This is a genomic window from Paraburkholderia phenazinium, assembly GCF_900100735.1.
Classification (GTDB): domain Bacteria; phylum Pseudomonadota; class Gammaproteobacteria; order Burkholderiales; family Burkholderiaceae; genus Paraburkholderia; species Paraburkholderia phenazinia.
Map to the genome: position 1 here is coordinate 39,299 of NZ_FNCJ01000019.1, position 17,207 is coordinate 56,505.

Genomic DNA, 17,207 nt, shown 5'->3' on the forward strand with positions numbered 1-17,207 from the left:
TTCAGGCATCCGCGGTGCTTTGCGTCACGGATGCCCGCGTGTCTATCCGCGGCATAGTTCTCCATGCTGTAACTGACTCGCAAGTGCCGTACCGAAAAAGTCAATAACCCTTGAACGCTCCTGAATTCAACCAGTCGGTGCCTTCCGCGTCCGACCCAGCTTCTGATACTGCTCCCCACGACAAGCCCGTTCACGATCCGGCACTAGCATGCCTTGTCGTCATCGCGCGATTTCATGGCGTTGCCGCAGACGCCGCGCAGTTACGTCATGCCGCGGCGCGCAGCAATGAGCGCTTCGACAGTGATGCGCTCGTTCTGGGCGCTCGCTCGATTGGTCTGAAGGCGTCGCCAGCGCCGCTGCGAATCGACCGGCTTGATCGCACGCCTTTGCCCGCACTTGCTTTTGACAAGGACGGCAAGCATTTCATCATTGCGCGCTGCGACGGCAAGACGGTCTTTGTTCTTGAAGCGGAGGCTCTCGCTCCTACTGTGATGCCACTCGACACGCTGGCGGTCCGTACGACTGGCCGGATGCTGCTATTCACATCGAGAGCCTCGCTGGCCGGTGAACTCGCGCGGTTCGATTTTTCGTGGTTCATTCCGGCGATCATCAAATACCGGCGACTATTGCTGGAAGTGCTCGGCGTGTCGCTGGTCCTGCAGATCTTCGGGCTCGTCTCGCCACTGATGTTTCAGGTAGTGATGGACAAGGTGCTCGTGAACCGCGCCTACAACACCCTTATCGTTGTTGGCATTGCGCTTTTCGTCAGCTCCACTTTCGAGGTGCTTCTCACGGGTCTGCGCAACTTCACTTTCTCGCACACCACCAACCGGATCGACGTGGAACTGGGCGCGCGTCTGTTCCGCCATCTGGTGGCACTGCCGTTACCCTATTTTGCGGCCCGGCGCGTGGGCGATACCGTAGCTCGCGTACGAGAACTGGAGAACATCCGAAACTTCCTGACAGGTCAGGCGCTGACTGCCGTTATCGATCTTGTGTTCTCGTTCGTTTTCATCGGAGTGATGTGCCTCTACAGCGTGTGGCTCACGCTCATCGTCGTCGCGTCGTTGCCGCTCTACGCCGTCATTTCAGCCACGCTTGTGCCCGCTTTGCGTCGGCGTCTGAACGAGAAATTCGCACGCGGCGCGGACAACCAGTCGTTTCTGGTCGAAACCGTTTCCAGCATCGAAACGGTCAAGGCAATGGCCGTCGAGCCGCAGTTCATCAAAAGATGGGAAACGCAACTCGCGGCCTACGTCGCATCGGGCTTCCGCGTGACGACGCTTGGAAATGTGGGCCAGCAGCTTATCCAGTTTGTCGGCAAGCTGGTCACGCTCGCGACGCTGCTGCTGGGCGCGAAGCTGGTCATTGACGGTCGGCTGAGTGTCGGGCAACTGATTGCGTTCAACATGATGTCGCAGCACGTCGCCTCGCCGATCCTGCGTCTTGCCCAGCTATGGCAGGATTTCCAGCAGATTGGCATCTCAATGGGACGACTGGGCGACATTCTCAACACGCGAAATGAATTGCCGCATAGCCGGCAGGCACTGCCTGCGGTGCATGGCGACATCCGGTTTGAGAATATCCGTTTCCGGTACCGGGCGGACGGCCCACCGATTCTCAATGACATATCCCTGGACGTGCGCGCGGGCGAAGTGATTGGCATTGTTGGCCGTTCAGGCTCTGGAAAGAGCACACTCACGAAGCTGCTGCAGAGACTTTACTTGCCTGAGCAGGGCACTGTACGCATCGACGGCATCGACCTTGCTCTCGCCGATCCTGCGTGGTTGCGCCGACAGGTGGGCGTTGTACTGCAGGAGAACGCGCTCTTTAACCGTACGGTCCGCGAGAACATTGCGCTAACCGATCCAGGCGCGCCACTTGAACTTGTGATGCGGGCCGCAAAACTGGCCGGCGCGCATGATTTCATCTGCGAACTGCCGCAGGCCTACGACACGCCTGTCGAAGAGCACGGCGGCAATCTGTCAGGCGGCCAGCGCCAGCGACTGGCGATTGCACGGGCGCTGCTCACCAATCCACGCATCCTGATCTTCGACGAGGCGACCAGCGCGCTCGACTTCGAAACCGAGCGCGTTATCCAGAACAACATGCGAGCCATCTGCGCGGGACGAACCGTGATCATCATCGCCCACCGCCTGAGCGCCGTGCGTCATGCGACGCAGATCATCGCGATGGACAAGGGGCGGATTGTGGAGCGTGGGACACACGACGCGCTGCTCGTGCATGGCGGCTATTACGCCCACCTTATTTCTCTGCAGAACAGTTGATGATGCGTTTCCATCTGCAGGCATTCGCTGATCTGATGCGTCGGTGCGCGAGTATATGGCGGGCCGGGTGGTCAATCCGCGACCAGCTTGATGCTCCCGAAAAGCTCAGTTACGAACTGGCTTTCCAGCCGGCCCAGCTCGAACTGGTTGAAACACCTGTTCATCCTGCGCCTCGGTGGGCAATGCGCATTCTGGTGATCCTGTCAGTGCTGATCCTGCTGATCGGCATCATTGGTCGGCTTGATATCGTCGTGACGGCAAAGGGCAAGTTTGTTCCCAACGAGCGCGTCAAGATCATCCAGCCGGCGATAACCGGCGTGGTGCGGCAGATTCTGGTTCGTGACAGTCAGCGCGTCAATGCGGGACAGGCATTGCTGGTCCTGGACGCGACACAGGCAGCGGCTGACGCGGACAAGGCCCGTTCATCGCGGATCGATGCAGCACTCGCGTCCGCCAGGGCGGCCGCACTGCTGGATGCGGTCAAAACCGGGCACGTCCCGCCACTGGTTGCCGTGGATGGCGCATCGTCCGAGCAACAGGTCCAGGCGCAGAATTTCGCCGAAGGGCTTTACCGAGAATACGCGGACAAGCTCGCCGCGTCGCAAGCCGAGCTTCTTAAGCGGGAAGCCGAACTCTCGACGACCCGACAGCAAGTGGCCAAACTGCGTGCAACTGCGCCACTGGCGCGTAGCGCAGCCGAGGATTACCGTGCGTTGGCACGCGACCAATACGTCGCGCAGCATGACTATCTCGGCAAGGAGCAGACCGCGCTTGAACAGGAGCATGAACTCGCCGCGCAGCAGAGTCACGCTCGCGAACTTGCCGCTTCTGTAGCGGAACAGCAGGCGGCGATCCAGGTGACAACCTCGCAATTCTCTCGGGAACAGCTTGATGCACTCGAGAAGGCAAAACAGCAGTTTGCACAGAACCGCGCTGACGAAACCAAGGCCGTGACGCGACAGGAACTGATGACACTTTACGCACCGGTTTCGGGAACGGTCGAGCAACTGGCCGTACATACGCTCGGCGGAGTTGTCACAACGGCACAATCGATCATGGAGATCGTGCCGGACGACGCGGTGGAAGTCGAAGCAAGCATTGAGAACAAGGACGTGGGCTTCGTCAATGTCGGGCAGGACGCCATCGTCAAGATCGAAGCGTTCCCGTATACCCGGTACGGTTACCTGATCGGCAAGATCACGTCAGTATCGAACGACGCAATGCAGGACAGGAACCGGAAGCTGGGCCTGACGTTTACGGCGCGCATTCGGCTGCCGACCAATCAGATGCAGATCAATAACAAATCAATCAATCTCACTCCGGGCATGGAGGTGACGGCGGAAATCAGGACCGGGCGGCGCAGTGTTGCCGGATATTTCCTTGATCCGCTGATGCAGACAACCGGGGAGAGCCTGCGTGAACGTTGAACGGGTCAATGGCAAGGGGCCCGGTTACGCTCGCACGCTGAGGACGGCGCTGTGGCTATCGGTATTGGGCGCCACTCCGGGTATCGCGGGAGCAGTCGATGTGTTCGGCACCGACGCCTTAGTCTCCCGAACACCTGCGAACGCGTTTTCAGATATTGACGCCGCGCATCCCTGTCAGTTCGGGCCGCTGGAGGTGCCGCTTCTTCTGGCGGAGGCGGTGAATCGCGCCTTGTGCGGAAACCCGAAAACGCGGGAAGCCTGGGCGAATGTAAAGGTGCAGGCCGCGGCGGTTGGCGTGGCAAAGTCAGCCTATCTGCCGAACTTGACGGCCAACCTGCAGGACGTGCGCGAAGACTCCGTGACGGACGTGAAAGGTTATCCGCGCCTGAGCTCAGCGAACCGCTCGACGGTTTTTTCCGGCTCGGTCTCGGCGAACTGGGTGCTGTACGACTTTGGTGGCAGGAAGGCTGCGCTTGCCAATGCACAGGCTTTGCTCGCGGCTGCGCGGGCCAACCAGGATGCCGCTCTGCAGACCGCCTTTTCCACTGTGGCAACAGACTACTACGCAGCGCAGGCGGCAACCGGCAAGCTGGCCCTGACGAAGGAAACGGAAAGTATCGCGCGTGACAGCTTTGTCGCGGCGTCGACACGCGTGACCCGCGGCGTCGCGGCGATTTCCGACCAGTTGCAGGCTCAGACTTCATATGCGCAGGCGACGTTCAACCGGGCGAAGGCCGAAGGCGACTTGCAGGCCGCTCTCGGCACGCTCGCCTTTGACATGAGCCTCAGCCCGGATCAACCAATCAAGATGCCGGACGCTGAAGATGGCGTGGTGCCAGACCAGGATTTCACAGCGTCGGTCGCCGGGATGATCGAGCAAGCGCAAAGCGCCAACCCGGTTATCGCTGCCGCCAGGGCGAAGCTTGACGCGGCAATGGCGAGCGAGCAGCAGACACGTGCCGAAGGGTTGCCCAACTTCAGTCTGATCGCGAAGTACAGCCAGAACAACCAGCCCGCCAGTCTGGGGCTGGGCCAGCCTCAATTGGCCGCGACAGGGCACGACTGGTATGTTGGCGTACAGGTGCAGATCCCGTTGTTCGAAGGGTTGAGCCGGACGTACAAGGTGCGCGGAGCACATGCTCAAGTGGAGGTCCAGGAGAACACGCTCGATGAAGCTCGCCAGCAGGTCGGGCTCGATGTCTGGAAAAGCTATCAGGTACTGCAGACGAACATACAGAATGTGGGGAACACGGCCACGTTGAAGCGGATTGCGCAGCGGTCATTTGACGTCGCAAACCATCGGTACACGGCGGGTGTGGGAAACATTCTGGAACTGCTGAACGCACAGAAGTCGCTTTCGGAGGCAAAGCAGCAACGCATCCAGGCGCTAACAGACTGGCGCGCGGCGCGGCTTCAGTTAGCCGCGAAGATGGGACGCCTGGATGCCGGAGATCTGCGTACGGAACAGGTTCCACAGCAATAGTCAGGTGCGTGCCACGGGGAGCGCGCGGTTTGCAGCCGCACTGAACTGGGGGGCTATCGTAACCGCATCGGGGGCCCCTTTGCTTGCGTAGGAGCATGCAGATCGAGGCACTCCGCCTACACGCGCGCCTCCTACTTCCTTCCCACCAGATACTTCACACCATTCGGACCGTAACGCTCTGCATGCGGTTTGTTCGCCGGTAAGTGGAAGACGTCGCCGACTTTATATACCTGCTCCGTGTCGCCCACGCGTATGTGCAACTCGCCGTCCAGAATCAACGCCTTCGCCTCGAAGGGATGCTCGTGTACGTCCATCGTGATGTTCGCCTCCCGCGTCACAACGACGGCCTCGGGGAAGCCTTCTTTCGTCAGGCTTTCAGTGAATGCTTTGCGGTCCATGGCGCCCTCAGCGGCTAGCAGTTGCGAAGATTTACTGTTCGAGAACATGACCGTGATCGACAACGTGATGATCACACCGACCAAAATCAAGCGGTGGCCGCGCGCCGAGGTCGAGCAGAACGCGATCAATATTCTTACCCGCGTCGGCTTGGCGCACCGCTTGCATGCCTACCCTGACCAATTGTCTGGCGGCCAGCAGCAGCGTGTCGCGATCGCACGCGCGCTCGCGTTGAAACCTAAAGTGCTGTTTCTCGATGAAGTCACGGCCGCGCTCGACCCGGAGCTCGTCAATGAAGTGCTCGATACGATTCGCGAACTCGCGTCCGATGGCATCACGATGTTCATCGTGTCACACGAAATGAGCTTCGTGCGCGAAGTGTCGTCGAAGGTCGTGTTCATGGCCGGTGGTCACGTAGTCGAGACTGGGACCCCCCAGCAGGTATTCGATGCGCCTCAGGAAGCGCGCACGCGTGAGTTCGTCGGCAAGATACTGCGGCACTGATGGCGGCGTTTGCGGCGGCGCGCAGCGCTGTGCACCGCCCGCGCTGCTTGAGCGCTCAGCTATAGGTTCCCTCAGCGAGCCGGTCGAGCACGAAACGGCGCAGGTTCTGCAGATGGGTGCGGACGGCGGCGCGGGCCGCGTTCGCGTCGTCCGCCAGATACGCTTCAAGAATTGCCAGATGTTCCACGCGATCGTCTTCGATACGGTTGAACGGCGTGACCAGCTCGAACAGGCGGCTGTTCGTGCGCACCAGATCGATCATGTGGGCGAGCACATCGTTGCCGCTCGCGCGAGCCATCATCGTGTGAACCTGATCGTCGATCTGCCAGTGGGCCTGTTCCTGCTGGCCGCTGCTCAATGCCTTGATCTTCTTGATTAACTGCTGAACCAGCTTCTTGTCGATCTTTCCAATAGCGAGCCCAATAGCTTCTGCTTCGAGCAGTTCGCGCACTTTCATGGCCTGAAAGTATTCCTGTGCGCTAACAAAACGCACTGAATAGGAGCGTGCGCCGGCGCGTGCCAGCAGGCCTTCGCCTTCCAGCCGCAGCAAGGCCTCGCGCATCGGTGTGCGGGAGATATTGAGTTCCTCGGCAAGCCGTCCTTCGACGACCGGACCACCGCTGCGCAACGCCTTGTCCAGGATCATCCGGCGCAGCGTCTGATAAGCCAGTTCGCCGAGTTTCTCTGGACTGGTGGTGGAATGAGCGTTCACGCTGTCTCACAGAAGTTATATGTTGAGTATACGGACCGTATGCGAATGCGCAAGTTTAGCTCGCTTCGCTTCCGTTGGCATAGCGCTTGCGCTACGTCCTGCTGGTAGGAGCAGTGCACGAGCATGCCGGACCTGGTCGCGCAGATTCTGTAGCAGCGAATTCGCGCGGGAACTTATGCGTCGGGCGAATGCCTGCATGTACCCGGTGGTCACTGGAGCTGCCGTTCGCGAACTTGCTCATTGCAGACCAACGGACTGACCTCGCCGCTTGTCTGCCTGAAGCGCGAGATCAGCCAGACCGCGATCAATAAGGAGGCAGTCGCCGCACCGGCCAGACAGACACCACTCCAGCCATAACGTGCATAGGAGATGCTGGCCATGCTGGAGCCAAGTGCGCCACCGATGAAATAGCTGGTCAGATAAACGGTCGTGACACGACTTCGTGCGTCGTGAGCGAGTGCATAGATGACGCCTTGATTGGAAATGTGCAAACCTTGCACGCCAATATCGAGCAGCAATATGCCGACAACCAGCGCCACCAGCGAATGCGCTCCGGCAAAGATGAAAGCGAACGAGACGAGGATGGATGCGCTGAACAAGCCGGTAGCGAGGTTGCCATGTCCGCGATCAGCCATGCGTCCGGCGTAACTGGCTGCGAGCGTGCCGGCGGCGCCGGCCAGGCCGAAGGCTCCGATCTTGCTCTCAGAAAAGTTGTACGGGGGTTGACTGAGCAGGAAGGTCAATCCGGTCCAGAGGACGCTGAAACAGGCGAACGCCAAGGCGCCACACAGCGAACGCAAACGCAGCGACGGGTTCTCCCGGATAAGGGTCAGCAGCGACTTCATCAACGAGCCGTAGGCTAGCGGGATGTCGCGCTCGTCCTTCGGAAGTGCGCGCGCCAGCAATCCTGTTAGCAGCAGGCCGACCAGGGCTGCGATGACATACAGCGCTCTCCATCCGGCGAACTGAGCGATCAAGCCCGACACGGTGCGGGCCAGCAGAATGCCAAGCAGCAAGCCGCTCATCACCATGCCTACGACACGTCCGCGTTCCTTCTCGTCGGCTAGCGACGCCGCAAACGGTACCAGTAGCTGAGCGGAGCATGTGCTGACCCCGAGCAGCACGCTGGCGATTGCGAATAGCAGAAAGGTCGGGCTTGCAGCGACGGCGAACAGCGCCAGCACGCCGCATAGGAGCAGCGTGATGATCAAAGTACGGCGATTGAGCGCATCGCCGAGCGGCACGATCGTGAGCAGGCCGCAGGCGTAGCCAAGTTGGGTCATGGTGACGAGGAAGCCCAGGCTGGCGGCGGAGCGGCCGAAGGTCTGGGCGATCACTGCGAGCAGCGGCTGTGAATAGTAAATGTTCGCGATAACGATGCCGCATGCGGTGGCAAATAGCAGGGTCATCGAGCGGGTCAAGGCAGGTCTATTGGGCGGCATGTTTTCCTTTGGTCAGCGGGCGACGAATGGCGCGAGGGCGCTGACGGAAGGATGATTCTGCTTATCTATAGTGTCCAAGACCGATTTGGAATGCGGTCCATAAGCATTGCCTATAGTCGTCAGGTTCGCCGACCACGGTGAATCGCCTGCCCCTGCTGTGTGACATCCAAACTATTGGCTTTTTCTATGGAAAAAATAGGAAGCCGGTCTTGGACGCTATAGATCCGTCGGATCATGATTCGTCCATCGGTTCTCGATCAACAGCAAGGAGGAAGTCGTGCAAGAAGTCATTGATGGGTTTCTGAAGTTCCATCGGGATGCGTTTCCCGAGCGCTCGAAGCTGTTCAAGCAACTGGCGACCAGCCAGACTCCCCGCACCTTGTTTATTTCCTGTTCGGATAGTCGGCTCGTACCCGAACTCGTCACCCAGCGGGAGCCGGGCGATTTGTTCGTGATTCGCAACGCCGGCAACATCGTGCCGTCGTACGGCCCGGAGCCGGGCGGGGTGTCGGCCACGGTCGAGTACGCGGTCGCCGCACTAGGCGTCTCCGACGTCGTGATCTGTGGCCACTCCGATTGCGGCGCGATGACTGCGATTGCGACCTGCAAATGCATGGACCACATGCCCGCCGTCGGCAGCTGGTTGCGTTACGCGGATTCCGCGAAAGTCGTCAACGAGGCGCGCGAGCACAAGAGCGAGCGCGACCGCGTTGATTCGATGGTCCGCGAAAACGTGATCGCCCAACTTGCCAACATCAAGACTCACCCGTCCGTCCGGCTTGCGCTGGACCAAGGGCGCTTGAATCTGCATGGCTGGGTCTACGACATCGAAACCGGTTCAATCGAAACGCTCGACGGCACGACCAACCGATTTGTATCCCTTGCGGACCACCCGCAAGTCTGTGCAACCCCGGCACGGCTCAAGACCGCTGCCTGAACGCTTATCAACTGAAGGAAACATCATGAATCAATCTCAGTACAGCCAGACTAGCCGCCTGAATCTCACCGACGCCATCATGGATGCCAAGGTCCGCAAAAACCTGACGTTTGAGCAGCTCACCGAGGGTACGGGCCTGAGTCTGGCGTTCGTCACTGCGGCGCTGCTCGGCCAGCACCCCTTGCCGGCCAGCGCCGCGAAGGTGGTGGCCGACAAGCTCGATCTCGACGAAGACGCCGTGTGCCTGTTGCAAACCATCCCCTTGCGCGGCAGCATTCCGGGGGGCGTGCCGACTGACCCGACGATCTACCGCTTCTATGAAATGGTGCAGATCTATGGTTCGACGCTGAAGGCGCTGGTGCACGAGCAATTCGGCGATGGCATCATCAGCGCGATTAACTTCAAGCTCGACATCAAGAAGGTTGACGATCCCGACGGCGGCTCGCGCGCGGTGATCACCCTCGACGGAAAGTACCTGCCGACCAAGCCGTTCTAAAGCAGTTTGACCGGACTTTACGGTGGGGAACCCGGCCTTTATTTATAAGCAATCCGTATTTTATCGACGCGATTGATCAAGCAGAAACGCCCGAACGAAGTGCCCATGACAGGCGCCTTGGTTCGGGCGTTTTTCAATTCACGCGGTACGTTCCGGGAAGCGTCCAGCTCCCCGGAAACGCGGATTCCGCTTAGAACTTGTGACGCAGACCCACACGAACGGCCAGTTGCGTGTCTGCACCTGCCGTCGGCAGGTAGCTGCTCGTGCTCACGCCGATCTGCGATTGCAGGGCGGCGCCGCTCGCGGTCTTGCCCTTGGCGTCCTGGAACACGCCGAGCAGGTATACGTCGGTGCGCTTGCTCAGTGCGTAGTCGACGCTGGCGTCGATCTGGTTCCAGTGGCCGTTGGTCAGATCCTTAGCCTGCATGTACGTGTAGCCCAGCGCGCCCGTCAGTGCCGGCGTGATTGCGTACTTACCGCCTGCTTCATACGCATTGAACGTCGTCATATGGCCGGTGATCTGCTCGATGTTCGTGTGGGTCCACAGCGCCCACAGCGTAGCCGGGCCGATCGAGTACTTGGCGCCAACGCCGGCCGTAGCCAGGTCCTTCGCCACGCTCGTGCCCGTCAGCGACGAAGCATTGGCCAGCGTCGTCGAGAACGACGGCGAGGCCGAACCCGGGAAGCGGATGTCCGTGTACGCTGCGCCGATACCGAACGGGCCGTTCGCGTAGTTCAGGCCGAAGCTGTACGCAGCCGACGAGCCGCTCGAGCCAGGTGCGCCCGCAAACGAACCAGCCTGGTTCGAGAAGCCATACATTGCGCCGAACGTCAGGCCGTAGAAGTTCGCGCTGTTGAACTTGATCGAGTTGTTGATACGGCTCGACGTGAGCTGATCGATGTCGTTGATGTGGTAGCCGTAGTTACCCGCGACGGTCTGGCCGCCGTTGGCATACGAGCCGCCCAGATAGTCGGTCGAGAACGAATACTGACGGCCGAGCGTGAGCGAGCCGATGCCGTTCTGCGTCAGGCCGACGTAGGCCTGGCGGCCGAACTCCGCACCGCCCTGACCCAGCGTGCCGTTACCCGAGTTGAAACCGTTTTCCAACGTGAAGATTGCCTTCAGACCGCCACCGAGGTCTTCGGAACCGCGCAGGCCCCAACGGCTGCCTTGGGCGACGCCGTCACCGTATTGGTACAGGCTCTTCGGGCCGGCGCTGGTGTTGGCGTGGTTCACGTACGTGATACCTGCATCGACCAGACCGTACAGCGTGACGCTGCTTTGTGCGTGAGCGGCGCCGGCGAAAGCGGCGAGGATAGCGGTGGCTACAACTTTCTTGTTCAAGAGATTCTCCGGATTAAAAGAGGCGATCGTGTGCCTGGCTCTGTTGGCAGGTCACTCGATGACCGCAAATTTAAGGGGCGGGGGCGAAAGCAATGTGACAGGTATGTAATTTTTTAAAACTGTCGTACGAACGCGACATTTGCATCTCTGATCTGGGAATCTCGCGCCCCGGTCTGGCGCCTACGCGCCTTGAGCGACAACGTTTGCGTGCGGCAGCGCGGAGACGCAATAGGGCGGCGGCACCACGAATGTCGTGAATGCAAAGGTGTGGTATACGCAGCGAAACGGGGGCGCGTGCAGACGCCGCGACCCGGAACGACCAGTGGTTTAGCGACTGATGCGAAGTGCTTGCTGGCGAATCATGCTAAGCATGACTAACAGATTGGGCGGTGCCAGGGGCGATAATAAAACCGGTAGCGGCATCTCTGCCGCTACCATTACGCCCTCTATCAGTTGGACAGCAGTGAACCTGAGCGGAACGCCTTCGCGCCGGCAATGCGGGCGAACTCCAGACCTGCGGTGGCAAAGCGCGTCAGATGCCGCGCATACATCACGCCGGCCACGCTGCTGTTGAGCGTCACCACGCGGTCAGTCAGCGGGTCGACAATGTCGGCGATCGGGTGGCCGACGTCGACCCAGGTGCCGGGTTCGGTGCGGTACACCAGTACGCCGCTGAACGGTGCGACGATCGGCTCGGCGCCGGCGAGCGGCGTGGCGGCAAATTCGAGCGCGGGCATCGGCGCCGGAGTGCCGGTGATCACCCCGCGATGCGTCAGATACTCGATGATCGCCTGTGCGTCGTGCTCGGCGAACTCATAGGAAACGTCGCGCTGGCTGCGCAATTCGATCGTGACCGACACCGAGCCATTCGGAATCGGGAAGCGCTCGCCGAAACGGCCGCGCAGATCCGACCAGCAGAAGCTATGGATTTCGTCGAACGGGTTGCCCACCGAATTGAGCGCGAGCAGCGACGCCTTGGATTCCAGATAGCGCGCCAGCGGTTCGACCTCCGGCCACAGGTCCGGGTTGGTGTAGAGGTGCATCGCCGCTTCCCAGTCGCAGTGCAGGTCGAGCACGACGTCGGCGTCGTACGACAGCTTCTGCAGCGCGAGACGATGCGATTCCAGTTCCGTCTCCGGCTTGATTGCGTCGAGGCCTTCGCGCATCGCGGTGCGGATCGCCAGGCGGTTATGGTCGATGTTGCCAGTGAGGCGAGCTTCGATGACCGGCAGCACGAGGGCGGTCAGATCATGGAAGTTACGGTTGAAGTTCTGCGAGCTGTTGGTTTCGAAGCGGCCCGACAGATGGCCGAGAAAATGCTGGTTCAGGCCAATCGGGTTTGCGACCGGCACCACCACCACCTCGCCTTGAATCTTGCCGGCGGCTTCGAGGGCTTCGAGCTTGCGGCGCAGCGCCCACGACACCAGCATGCCGGGCAGTTCGTCGGCGTGCAGCGAAGACTGGATGTAGATTTTTTGCCCGCCGCCGGGACCATAGTGAAAACTCGTCAGGTTGCGCGCGGTGCCGAGTGTCGGGGAAATCAGCGGATGGGTTAAGGTTTGCATAGTCTCTGGAGCGCGCCATTCCCGTGGGGGCGGGGCGCTATGTCGTTGATTTCAGTTTGAAAATTGCAGGCTTGCGCGGCTCTCGGCACGACCAGCGTGATTCGCGCGGCGCAGCGTGCCCGTTCGATCTTAGCCCATCTGCCAATGAAATGGGCAGCGCCAAACGAAACGGGCCCCGCATCTGCTGCGGGGCCCGTCGGTAGAAGCCGTGGCTAGGTGGCGCGGCATGCCGCGCCAGTTGCCCTTAGCTGCCGTACACGTCGAAGTCGAAGTACTTCTTCTCGAGCTTCTTGTACGTGCCGTCCTTGATCATGTCGGCAATCGCCTTGTCGACCTTGGCCTTCAGATCGGTGTCTTCCTTGCGCATGCCGATGCCTGCGCCGTTGCCGAGCACCTTCTCGTCGATGATGTCCTTGCCGGCGAAGGCAAAGCCAGCACCGCGCGGCGTCTTCAGGAAGCCGATGTCCGCTTCAACCGCGTCTTGCAGCGATGCGTCCAGACGGCCCGACAGCAGGTCGGTGTAGACCTGGTCCTGGTTCTGGTACGACACTACCTTGGCGCCCTTCGGCTCCCAGTAGGTCTTCGCATACGTTTCCTGGATCGTGCCTTGCTCGACGCCAACCGTCTTGCCAGCCAGCGATTCCGGCGTCGGCAGGATCGTCGAACCCTTCTTCGCGACGAGGCGCGTCGGCGTGTTGAACAGCTTGTCCGAGAAGGCGATCTGTTCCGCGCGTTGCGGCGTCATCGACATGGACGACAGCACGCCGTCGAATTTCTTCGCCTTCAGTGCCGGGATCATGCCGTCGAAGTCGTTTTCGATCCAGACGCACTTCGCAGCCAGACGCTTGCAGATTTCATTGCCGAGGTCGATGTCGAAACCAACGAGCTTGCCGTCCGGGCCCTTCGATTCGAACGGGGGATAGCTGGCGTCTACGCCGAACCGGATGGTCGACCAGTCTTTCGCATGTGCGCCAATTGAGACGGTGGCAAGCAGAGCAACCGTCAAAGCCGCTAGCAGTTTTTTCACTGTTTTACTCCTCGGAGTGGTTCGTATTACACCCGCATGCGGTTGTGCCGCTGCGAGATAGTGCCCGGCGCGACTCACAACCGGGCAGGGTTGGACGGCTGCGGGCCCGGGCGGCCTGCAGCGCGGGCAAAGCTTATCAGGTCAAAAAGATTACGTACTCAGTAAAACACCGGATGGCGTCTTGCCGCGACGTCTAAAGTTTGCCTGCGACCCGCCGTTAAACCAGCTTGAATTGCCCCCGGTCAGGCCGGCCGGAGCGGCGTCCTGCCGGGCTTGCCGTCATGCTGTCTGCATACGGCGTCGCCCTGATGCACGCGGGATTGTACGAGTTTTGCAACGAAATCAACAATATTTGACCAATGAACAATCTGATGCGTGTGTTCGGTTGGCTCGCGCCGACTCTTCTTGTGACGGCATGCTCGGTCGTGGCGCCGCCGTATTCCCCCTCGGTCGACAACATTCAGGCGCTCAAAAATGCGCAGGCGGCACAAGCTCATCTTGGTACGTTCGATTCTCAGGCGAGCATGTCCAATGTGTACCCCGTGGCGGTGCGGGCCAACCTGATGCGTTCCCCGGTGGGCGACTCGTTCGGTCCTTACCTGGCCGACGCGATGACCCGCGAATTGACGATGGCTGGGCGCCTCGCGCCGCAAAGCGACATTGAAGTCAAAGCGACCTTGCTGAAGAACAGCGTGGATGCCGGCCTTGCCAAGGGCGAGGCCATCGTGTCGGCGCGCTTTGTGGTGACGCGTGCCGGCACGGTGCGCTATGACCAGGTGAAGACGGCGAGCGCGCAGTGGGATTCGTCGTTTGCTGCCGCTATCGCAGTGCCGAAGGCGGTAGAAGAGTATCCGAACGCAGTGCAGAACCTTCTGGCTCAACTGTATGCCGATCCTGCCTTCATCCAGGCAATCCAGTAACCACAACAACACAATTACCACAGGAAGACCTACACCATGGCTTTGATTCGCATGATTGCGGCGGCAAGCGTCGTCGCGGCGCTCTCGGGGTGCGCCCACCAGATTTCGCTGAGCAGCGACGCGTCGAAAGTACCGGCGCTGTCCACGCAGCCGCTCGACAAGAACGTCGCTATCGTCATTACTGACGAGCAGTCGACCCAGGAAGTCATCACGCCGGGCGGCGGTGGCGACAAGGTCAGCTATCGTCCGTATCATGATCTGGAACTGCCGATGTACGTGAGTCTCGGCCACGTCTTCAAGAACGTGACGAAGCTCAAGAGTGCGCCGGACGCGGCGACCATTCAGGCGCAGCATCTGGACTATGTGATTACGCCGACGATCAAGACGACGTCATCATCGCCGAGCCTGCTGACGTGGCCGCCCACCGATTTCTCGGTCACGCTCACGTGTACCGTGACCGATCCGAGCGGGCAGAAAGTAGTGACCGAAGATGTGACGGGCACGGGGCATGCCGAATTCTCCGACTTCAAGCGCAACTTCGGTCTCGCGGGTCAGCTCGCCACGACCGATGCGGTCACGAAGCTGCAGACGGCGCTGGAGAACGCGCCCGAACTGAAAAAGTAAGCACCCCAGCTTGCTCAAGCCGCGCACGCGGCGATCGCGCTGCGCGCGCCGTTGCCCAACACCTGCAACGCGTCGCGCAGCGCACTCCTCAAAAGCCTCAGACGATTCGCGCCCCTTCGCGATAGGTCGCACGCGGCACCGGCAGCGTATCGAGCATCGTCACCCGCACGAAGTCCGCCCGCAGCCCCGGCGCAATTGCGCCACGGTCATGCAGCCCAGCCGTGCGCGCCGGTTCGGCCGATACGGTCGCCATGGCGCGCGGCAGCGTCCAGCCCGCCTTGTCGACCAGTTCGAACACGGCGGTCAGCAAGCTCGACGGCACGTAATCCGATGACAGGATGTCGAGCAGATCCGCCTTGGCAAGTTCGAGCGCGGACACATTGCCCGAGTGCGAACCGCCGCGCACGATATTCGGTGCGCCCATGATGGTGGAAATGCGGTGCTCGCGGGCGGCCTCGGCGGCGATGCGGGTGGTCGGGAATTCGGCCAGCACGATACCCTCGGCGGCAGCCTGTTCGACGTGCTCGACGAGCGTGTCGTCATGGCTCGCCACCGGCAAGCCGAGCGTCTTGCAGCGTGCAATGATCTCGCGGCGGTGCGCATCTGCATACAGTTGCTGCTCGTCAGCCATGTGCGCAAGCGCGGTCGTCACATGCTCGTCAGTCAGTTTGCCGTTGCGTTCCTGAAAGCGGCGCCATTGCTCGCGATCGTGCCACTGCCGCTGCCCCGGCGTGTGATCCATCACCGAAGCGAGGCGCAGCAACGGGTGTTTGCACAACGAGTCGAACAGTTCGACCACATCGGCGGTGGCGATTTCGCAGCGCAAATGCAGAAAGTGCTCCGCGCGCAGCAGGTTGCGCTCGGAGAAACGGCTCAGTGCCTGCGCGCATTGCGTTTGCTGATCGCGGCCACGCAGGCCCGCATTCAGGCGCGAACCGATGGCGAGCGCGTCGAACACGGTGGTGATGCCGGCGGCCGCGACTTGCGCGTCGTGGATCACGAAGGCCGCATCCGTATTCCACTGCACACCGGGACGCGGCGCCAGGTGCTTCTCGAGATTGTCCGTATGCAGCTCGATCAGACCGGGCAGCAGATAATCGCCGTCCCAGTCTTCGGCCTCGCGTGCCGAGGTGGTGCCGCGTTCGACGTCATGGATCTTGCCGTCTTCGATGCGCACCACGCCGGTAAATACTTCGTCTCGCGTCACGATGCGAGCGTTCCTGATCAACATCGACATGCTCCGTAGTCAGTATCTGCTGTTATACGTCAGTGTAGCGCCGCTTGACGGCGCAGCGGCGGCTGGAGTTCGATGCGGCGTGTCGCCACTTTCGTGCGCGTGTCTTCGTCGTGGAAGATACCGACAATTGCCGCGCCGCGCTCGCGCGCTTCGACGATCAGATCGGCAACCACATCGCGATTCTCGGCATCGAGCGAGGCGGTGGGCTCGTCGAGCAGCAGCAGCGGATGGCCGGCAATCAGTCCGCGCGCAATGTTCACGCGCTGTTGTTCGCCGCCGGAGAAGGTGGCGGGCGCCAGCGACCATAGCCGCTCAGGCACGTTCAGGCGGGCCAGCAGCGCAGCGGCGCGCTCGCGTGCTTCGTCTTCGGCAATGCCGCGCGACACCAGCGGCTCGGCGACCAGCGTGAGCGTAGTAACGCGCGGAATCACGCGCAGGAACTGGCTCACATAGCCGACCACGTTGCGGCGCAGACGCAGCACATCGTGCGGCTCGGCGCCGGTAATGGTAACGTGCTGCGCCTCGTGGTCGTCCGAGCGGATCGCAATTGAACCGGAGCTTGCCAGATAGTTGCCGTACAGGCAGCGCAGCAGCGTGCTCTTGCCGGCGCCCGAAGGCCCAACCAGCACGACGCATTCGCCCTGTTCGACCTCGAGCGAGACGCCCGCCAGTGCGTCGATCTGTACGCCGCCTTGCGCGTGCAGCGTGAAGGTCTTGCCGATATTGACGGCGCGCAGCATCAGCGCGGCGTTGTCGATGAAAGCGCGCTCGTGCGCGTGTGTTTCGATGGAGGACATCGTGAAC

Annotated in this window: 16 protein-coding genes; 8 read left to right on the forward strand and 8 right to left on the reverse strand. The window is 61.0% G+C overall.

Features of this window, described 5'->3' with window-relative positions; genetic code table 11:
* The first annotated feature begins 137 nt into the window (after window positions 1-137).
* The 3 genes from BLQ92_RS31025 (at window position 138) to BLQ92_RS31035 (ending at window position 5,198) form a co-directional block, all read left to right on the forward strand.
* On the forward strand, window positions 138-2,288 hold the full coding sequence (locus BLQ92_RS31025; RefSeq protein WP_090691686.1) for a type I secretion system permease/ATPase: 2,151 nt from the start codon (window positions 138-140) through the stop codon (window positions 2,286-2,288).
* Window positions 2,289-2,290: 2 nt separating this feature from the next.
* Window positions 2,291-3,715: an HlyD family type I secretion periplasmic adaptor subunit gene (locus BLQ92_RS31030; RefSeq protein WP_425194927.1), complete on the forward strand. Its 1,425-nt coding sequence runs from the start codon at window positions 2,291-2,293 to the stop codon at window positions 3,713-3,715.
* A gap of 100 nt (window positions 3,716-3,815) precedes the next feature.
* Window positions 3,816-5,198 carry a TolC family protein gene (locus BLQ92_RS31035; RefSeq protein WP_244896694.1) on the forward strand — a complete coding sequence of 461 codons (1,383 nt, stop codon included), beginning with the start codon at window positions 3,816-3,818 and terminating at the stop codon, window positions 5,196-5,198.
* A gap of 131 nt (window positions 5,199-5,329) precedes the next feature.
* On the opposite strand, the gene BLQ92_RS31040 is transcribed toward BLQ92_RS31035, so the two are convergent.
* Window positions 5,330-5,596, reverse strand: a complete 267-nt coding sequence (locus BLQ92_RS31040) for a cupin domain-containing protein (protein ID WP_090691298.1) — start codon at window positions 5,594-5,596, stop codon at window positions 5,330-5,332.
* Between BLQ92_RS31040 and BLQ92_RS31045 the strand changes: the two genes are divergently transcribed.
* The gene (locus BLQ92_RS31045; protein ID WP_244106232.1) at window positions 5,595-6,098 is read left to right on the forward strand and encodes an amino acid ABC transporter ATP-binding protein; all 504 of its coding nucleotides are present in this window, start codon (window positions 5,595-5,597) and stop codon (window positions 6,096-6,098) included. The two genes, BLQ92_RS31040 and BLQ92_RS31045, sit on opposite strands and share 2 nt — an antisense overlap.
* Before the next feature lie 55 nt (window positions 6,099-6,153).
* Here BLQ92_RS31045 and BLQ92_RS31050 read toward each other — a convergent pair whose 3' ends face one another.
* The gene (locus BLQ92_RS31050) at window positions 6,154-6,810 is read right to left on the reverse strand and encodes a GntR family transcriptional regulator (protein WP_244106233.1); all 657 of its coding nucleotides are present in this window, start codon (window positions 6,808-6,810) and stop codon (window positions 6,154-6,156) included.
* 209 nt (window positions 6,811-7,019) lie between these two features.
* Window positions 7,020-8,252 (reverse strand): MFS transporter, encoded by a 1,233-nt coding sequence (locus BLQ92_RS31055; protein WP_090691302.1) that lies wholly within the window; start codon window positions 8,250-8,252, stop codon window positions 7,020-7,022.
* 277 nt (window positions 8,253-8,529) lie between these two features.
* Between BLQ92_RS31055 and BLQ92_RS31060 the strand changes: the two genes are divergently transcribed.
* Together BLQ92_RS31060 and cynS are read left to right on the forward strand one after the other, a co-directional pair.
* On the forward strand, window positions 8,530-9,189 hold the full coding sequence (locus BLQ92_RS31060) for a carbonic anhydrase (RefSeq protein ID WP_090691306.1): 660 nt from the start codon (window positions 8,530-8,532) through the stop codon (window positions 9,187-9,189).
* A gap of 25 nt (window positions 9,190-9,214) precedes the next feature.
* On the forward strand, window positions 9,215-9,685 hold the full coding sequence (cynS, locus tag BLQ92_RS31065; protein ID WP_090691309.1) for a cyanase: 471 nt from the start codon (window positions 9,215-9,217) through the stop codon (window positions 9,683-9,685).
* A 190-nt stretch (window positions 9,686-9,875) separates the two neighbouring features.
* Here cynS and BLQ92_RS31070 read toward each other — a convergent pair whose 3' ends face one another.
* The 3 genes from BLQ92_RS31070 to BLQ92_RS31080 form a co-directional block, all read right to left on the reverse strand.
* Entirely contained in the window at window positions 9,876-11,030 is a 1,155-nt protein-coding gene (locus BLQ92_RS31070) for a porin (protein WP_090691312.1), read from the reverse strand.
* A gap of 449 nt (window positions 11,031-11,479) precedes the next feature.
* Window positions 11,480-12,595 (reverse strand): succinylglutamate desuccinylase/aspartoacylase family protein, encoded by a 1,116-nt coding sequence (locus BLQ92_RS31075; RefSeq protein ID WP_090691315.1) that lies wholly within the window; start codon window positions 12,593-12,595, stop codon window positions 11,480-11,482.
* Window positions 12,596-12,839: 244 nt separating this feature from the next.
* Window positions 12,840-13,622, reverse strand: a complete 783-nt coding sequence (locus BLQ92_RS31080; protein WP_090691318.1) for an ABC transporter substrate-binding protein — start codon at window positions 13,620-13,622, stop codon at window positions 12,840-12,842.
* A gap of 359 nt (window positions 13,623-13,981) precedes the next feature.
* On the opposite strand from BLQ92_RS31080, the gene BLQ92_RS31085 reads away from it, so the two are divergent.
* Window positions 13,982-14,542: a hypothetical protein gene (locus tag BLQ92_RS31085; RefSeq protein ID WP_090691321.1), complete on the forward strand. Its 561-nt coding sequence runs from the start codon at window positions 13,982-13,984 to the stop codon at window positions 14,540-14,542.
* 36 nt (window positions 14,543-14,578) lie between these two features.
* Window positions 14,579-15,166 (forward strand): hypothetical protein, encoded by a 588-nt coding sequence (locus tag BLQ92_RS31090; protein WP_090691324.1) that lies wholly within the window; start codon window positions 14,579-14,581, stop codon window positions 15,164-15,166.
* A gap of 97 nt (window positions 15,167-15,263) precedes the next feature.
* Here BLQ92_RS31090 and BLQ92_RS31095 read toward each other — a convergent pair whose 3' ends face one another.
* Both BLQ92_RS31095 and phnL read right to left on the reverse strand, forming a co-directional pair.
* Window positions 15,264-16,397, reverse strand: coding sequence for an alpha-D-ribose 1-methylphosphonate 5-triphosphate diphosphatase (locus tag BLQ92_RS31095; protein WP_090691327.1), 1,134 nt, complete (start codon window positions 16,395-16,397; stop codon window positions 15,264-15,266).
* A gap of 35 nt (window positions 16,398-16,432) precedes the next feature.
* Window positions 16,433-17,200 (reverse strand): phosphonate C-P lyase system protein PhnL, encoded by a 768-nt coding sequence (phnL, locus tag BLQ92_RS31100; RefSeq protein ID WP_090691330.1) that lies wholly within the window; start codon window positions 17,198-17,200, stop codon window positions 16,433-16,435.
* Window positions 17,201-17,207 lie beyond the last annotated feature (7 nt).

Excerpts from the sequence above, each read along its gene's own strand:
- BLQ92_RS31030 (WP_425194927.1), top strand. The coding sequence starts at position 2,291 with ATGCGTTTCCATCTGCAGGCATTCGCTGATCTGATGCGTCGGTGCGCG.
- BLQ92_RS31045 (WP_244106232.1), top strand. The coding sequence starts at position 5,595 with ATGGCGCCCTCAGCGGCTAGCAGTTGCGAAGATTTACTGTTCGAGAAC.
- BLQ92_RS31040 (WP_090691298.1), bottom strand. The coding sequence starts at position 5,596 with ATGGACCGCAAAGCATTCACTGAAAGCCTGACGAAAGAAGGCTTCCCC.
- BLQ92_RS31055 (WP_090691302.1), bottom strand. The coding sequence starts at position 8,252 with ATGCCGCCCAATAGACCTGCCTTGACCCGCTCGATGACCCTGCTATTT.
- cynS (WP_090691309.1), top strand. The coding sequence starts at position 9,215 with ATGAATCAATCTCAGTACAGCCAGACTAGCCGCCTGAATCTCACCGAC.
- BLQ92_RS31075 (WP_090691315.1), bottom strand. The coding sequence starts at position 12,595 with ATGCAAACCTTAACCCATCCGCTGATTTCCCCGACACTCGGCACCGCG.
- BLQ92_RS31085 (WP_090691321.1), top strand. The coding sequence starts at position 13,982 with ATGAACAATCTGATGCGTGTGTTCGGTTGGCTCGCGCCGACTCTTCTT.
- BLQ92_RS31090 (WP_090691324.1), top strand. The coding sequence starts at position 14,579 with ATGGCTTTGATTCGCATGATTGCGGCGGCAAGCGTCGTCGCGGCGCTC.
- BLQ92_RS31095 (WP_090691327.1), bottom strand. The coding sequence starts at position 16,397 with ATGTTGATCAGGAACGCTCGCATCGTGACGCGAGACGAAGTATTTACC.
- phnL (WP_090691330.1), bottom strand. The coding sequence starts at position 17,200 with ATGTCCTCCATCGAAACACACGCGCACGAGCGCGCTTTCATCGACAAC.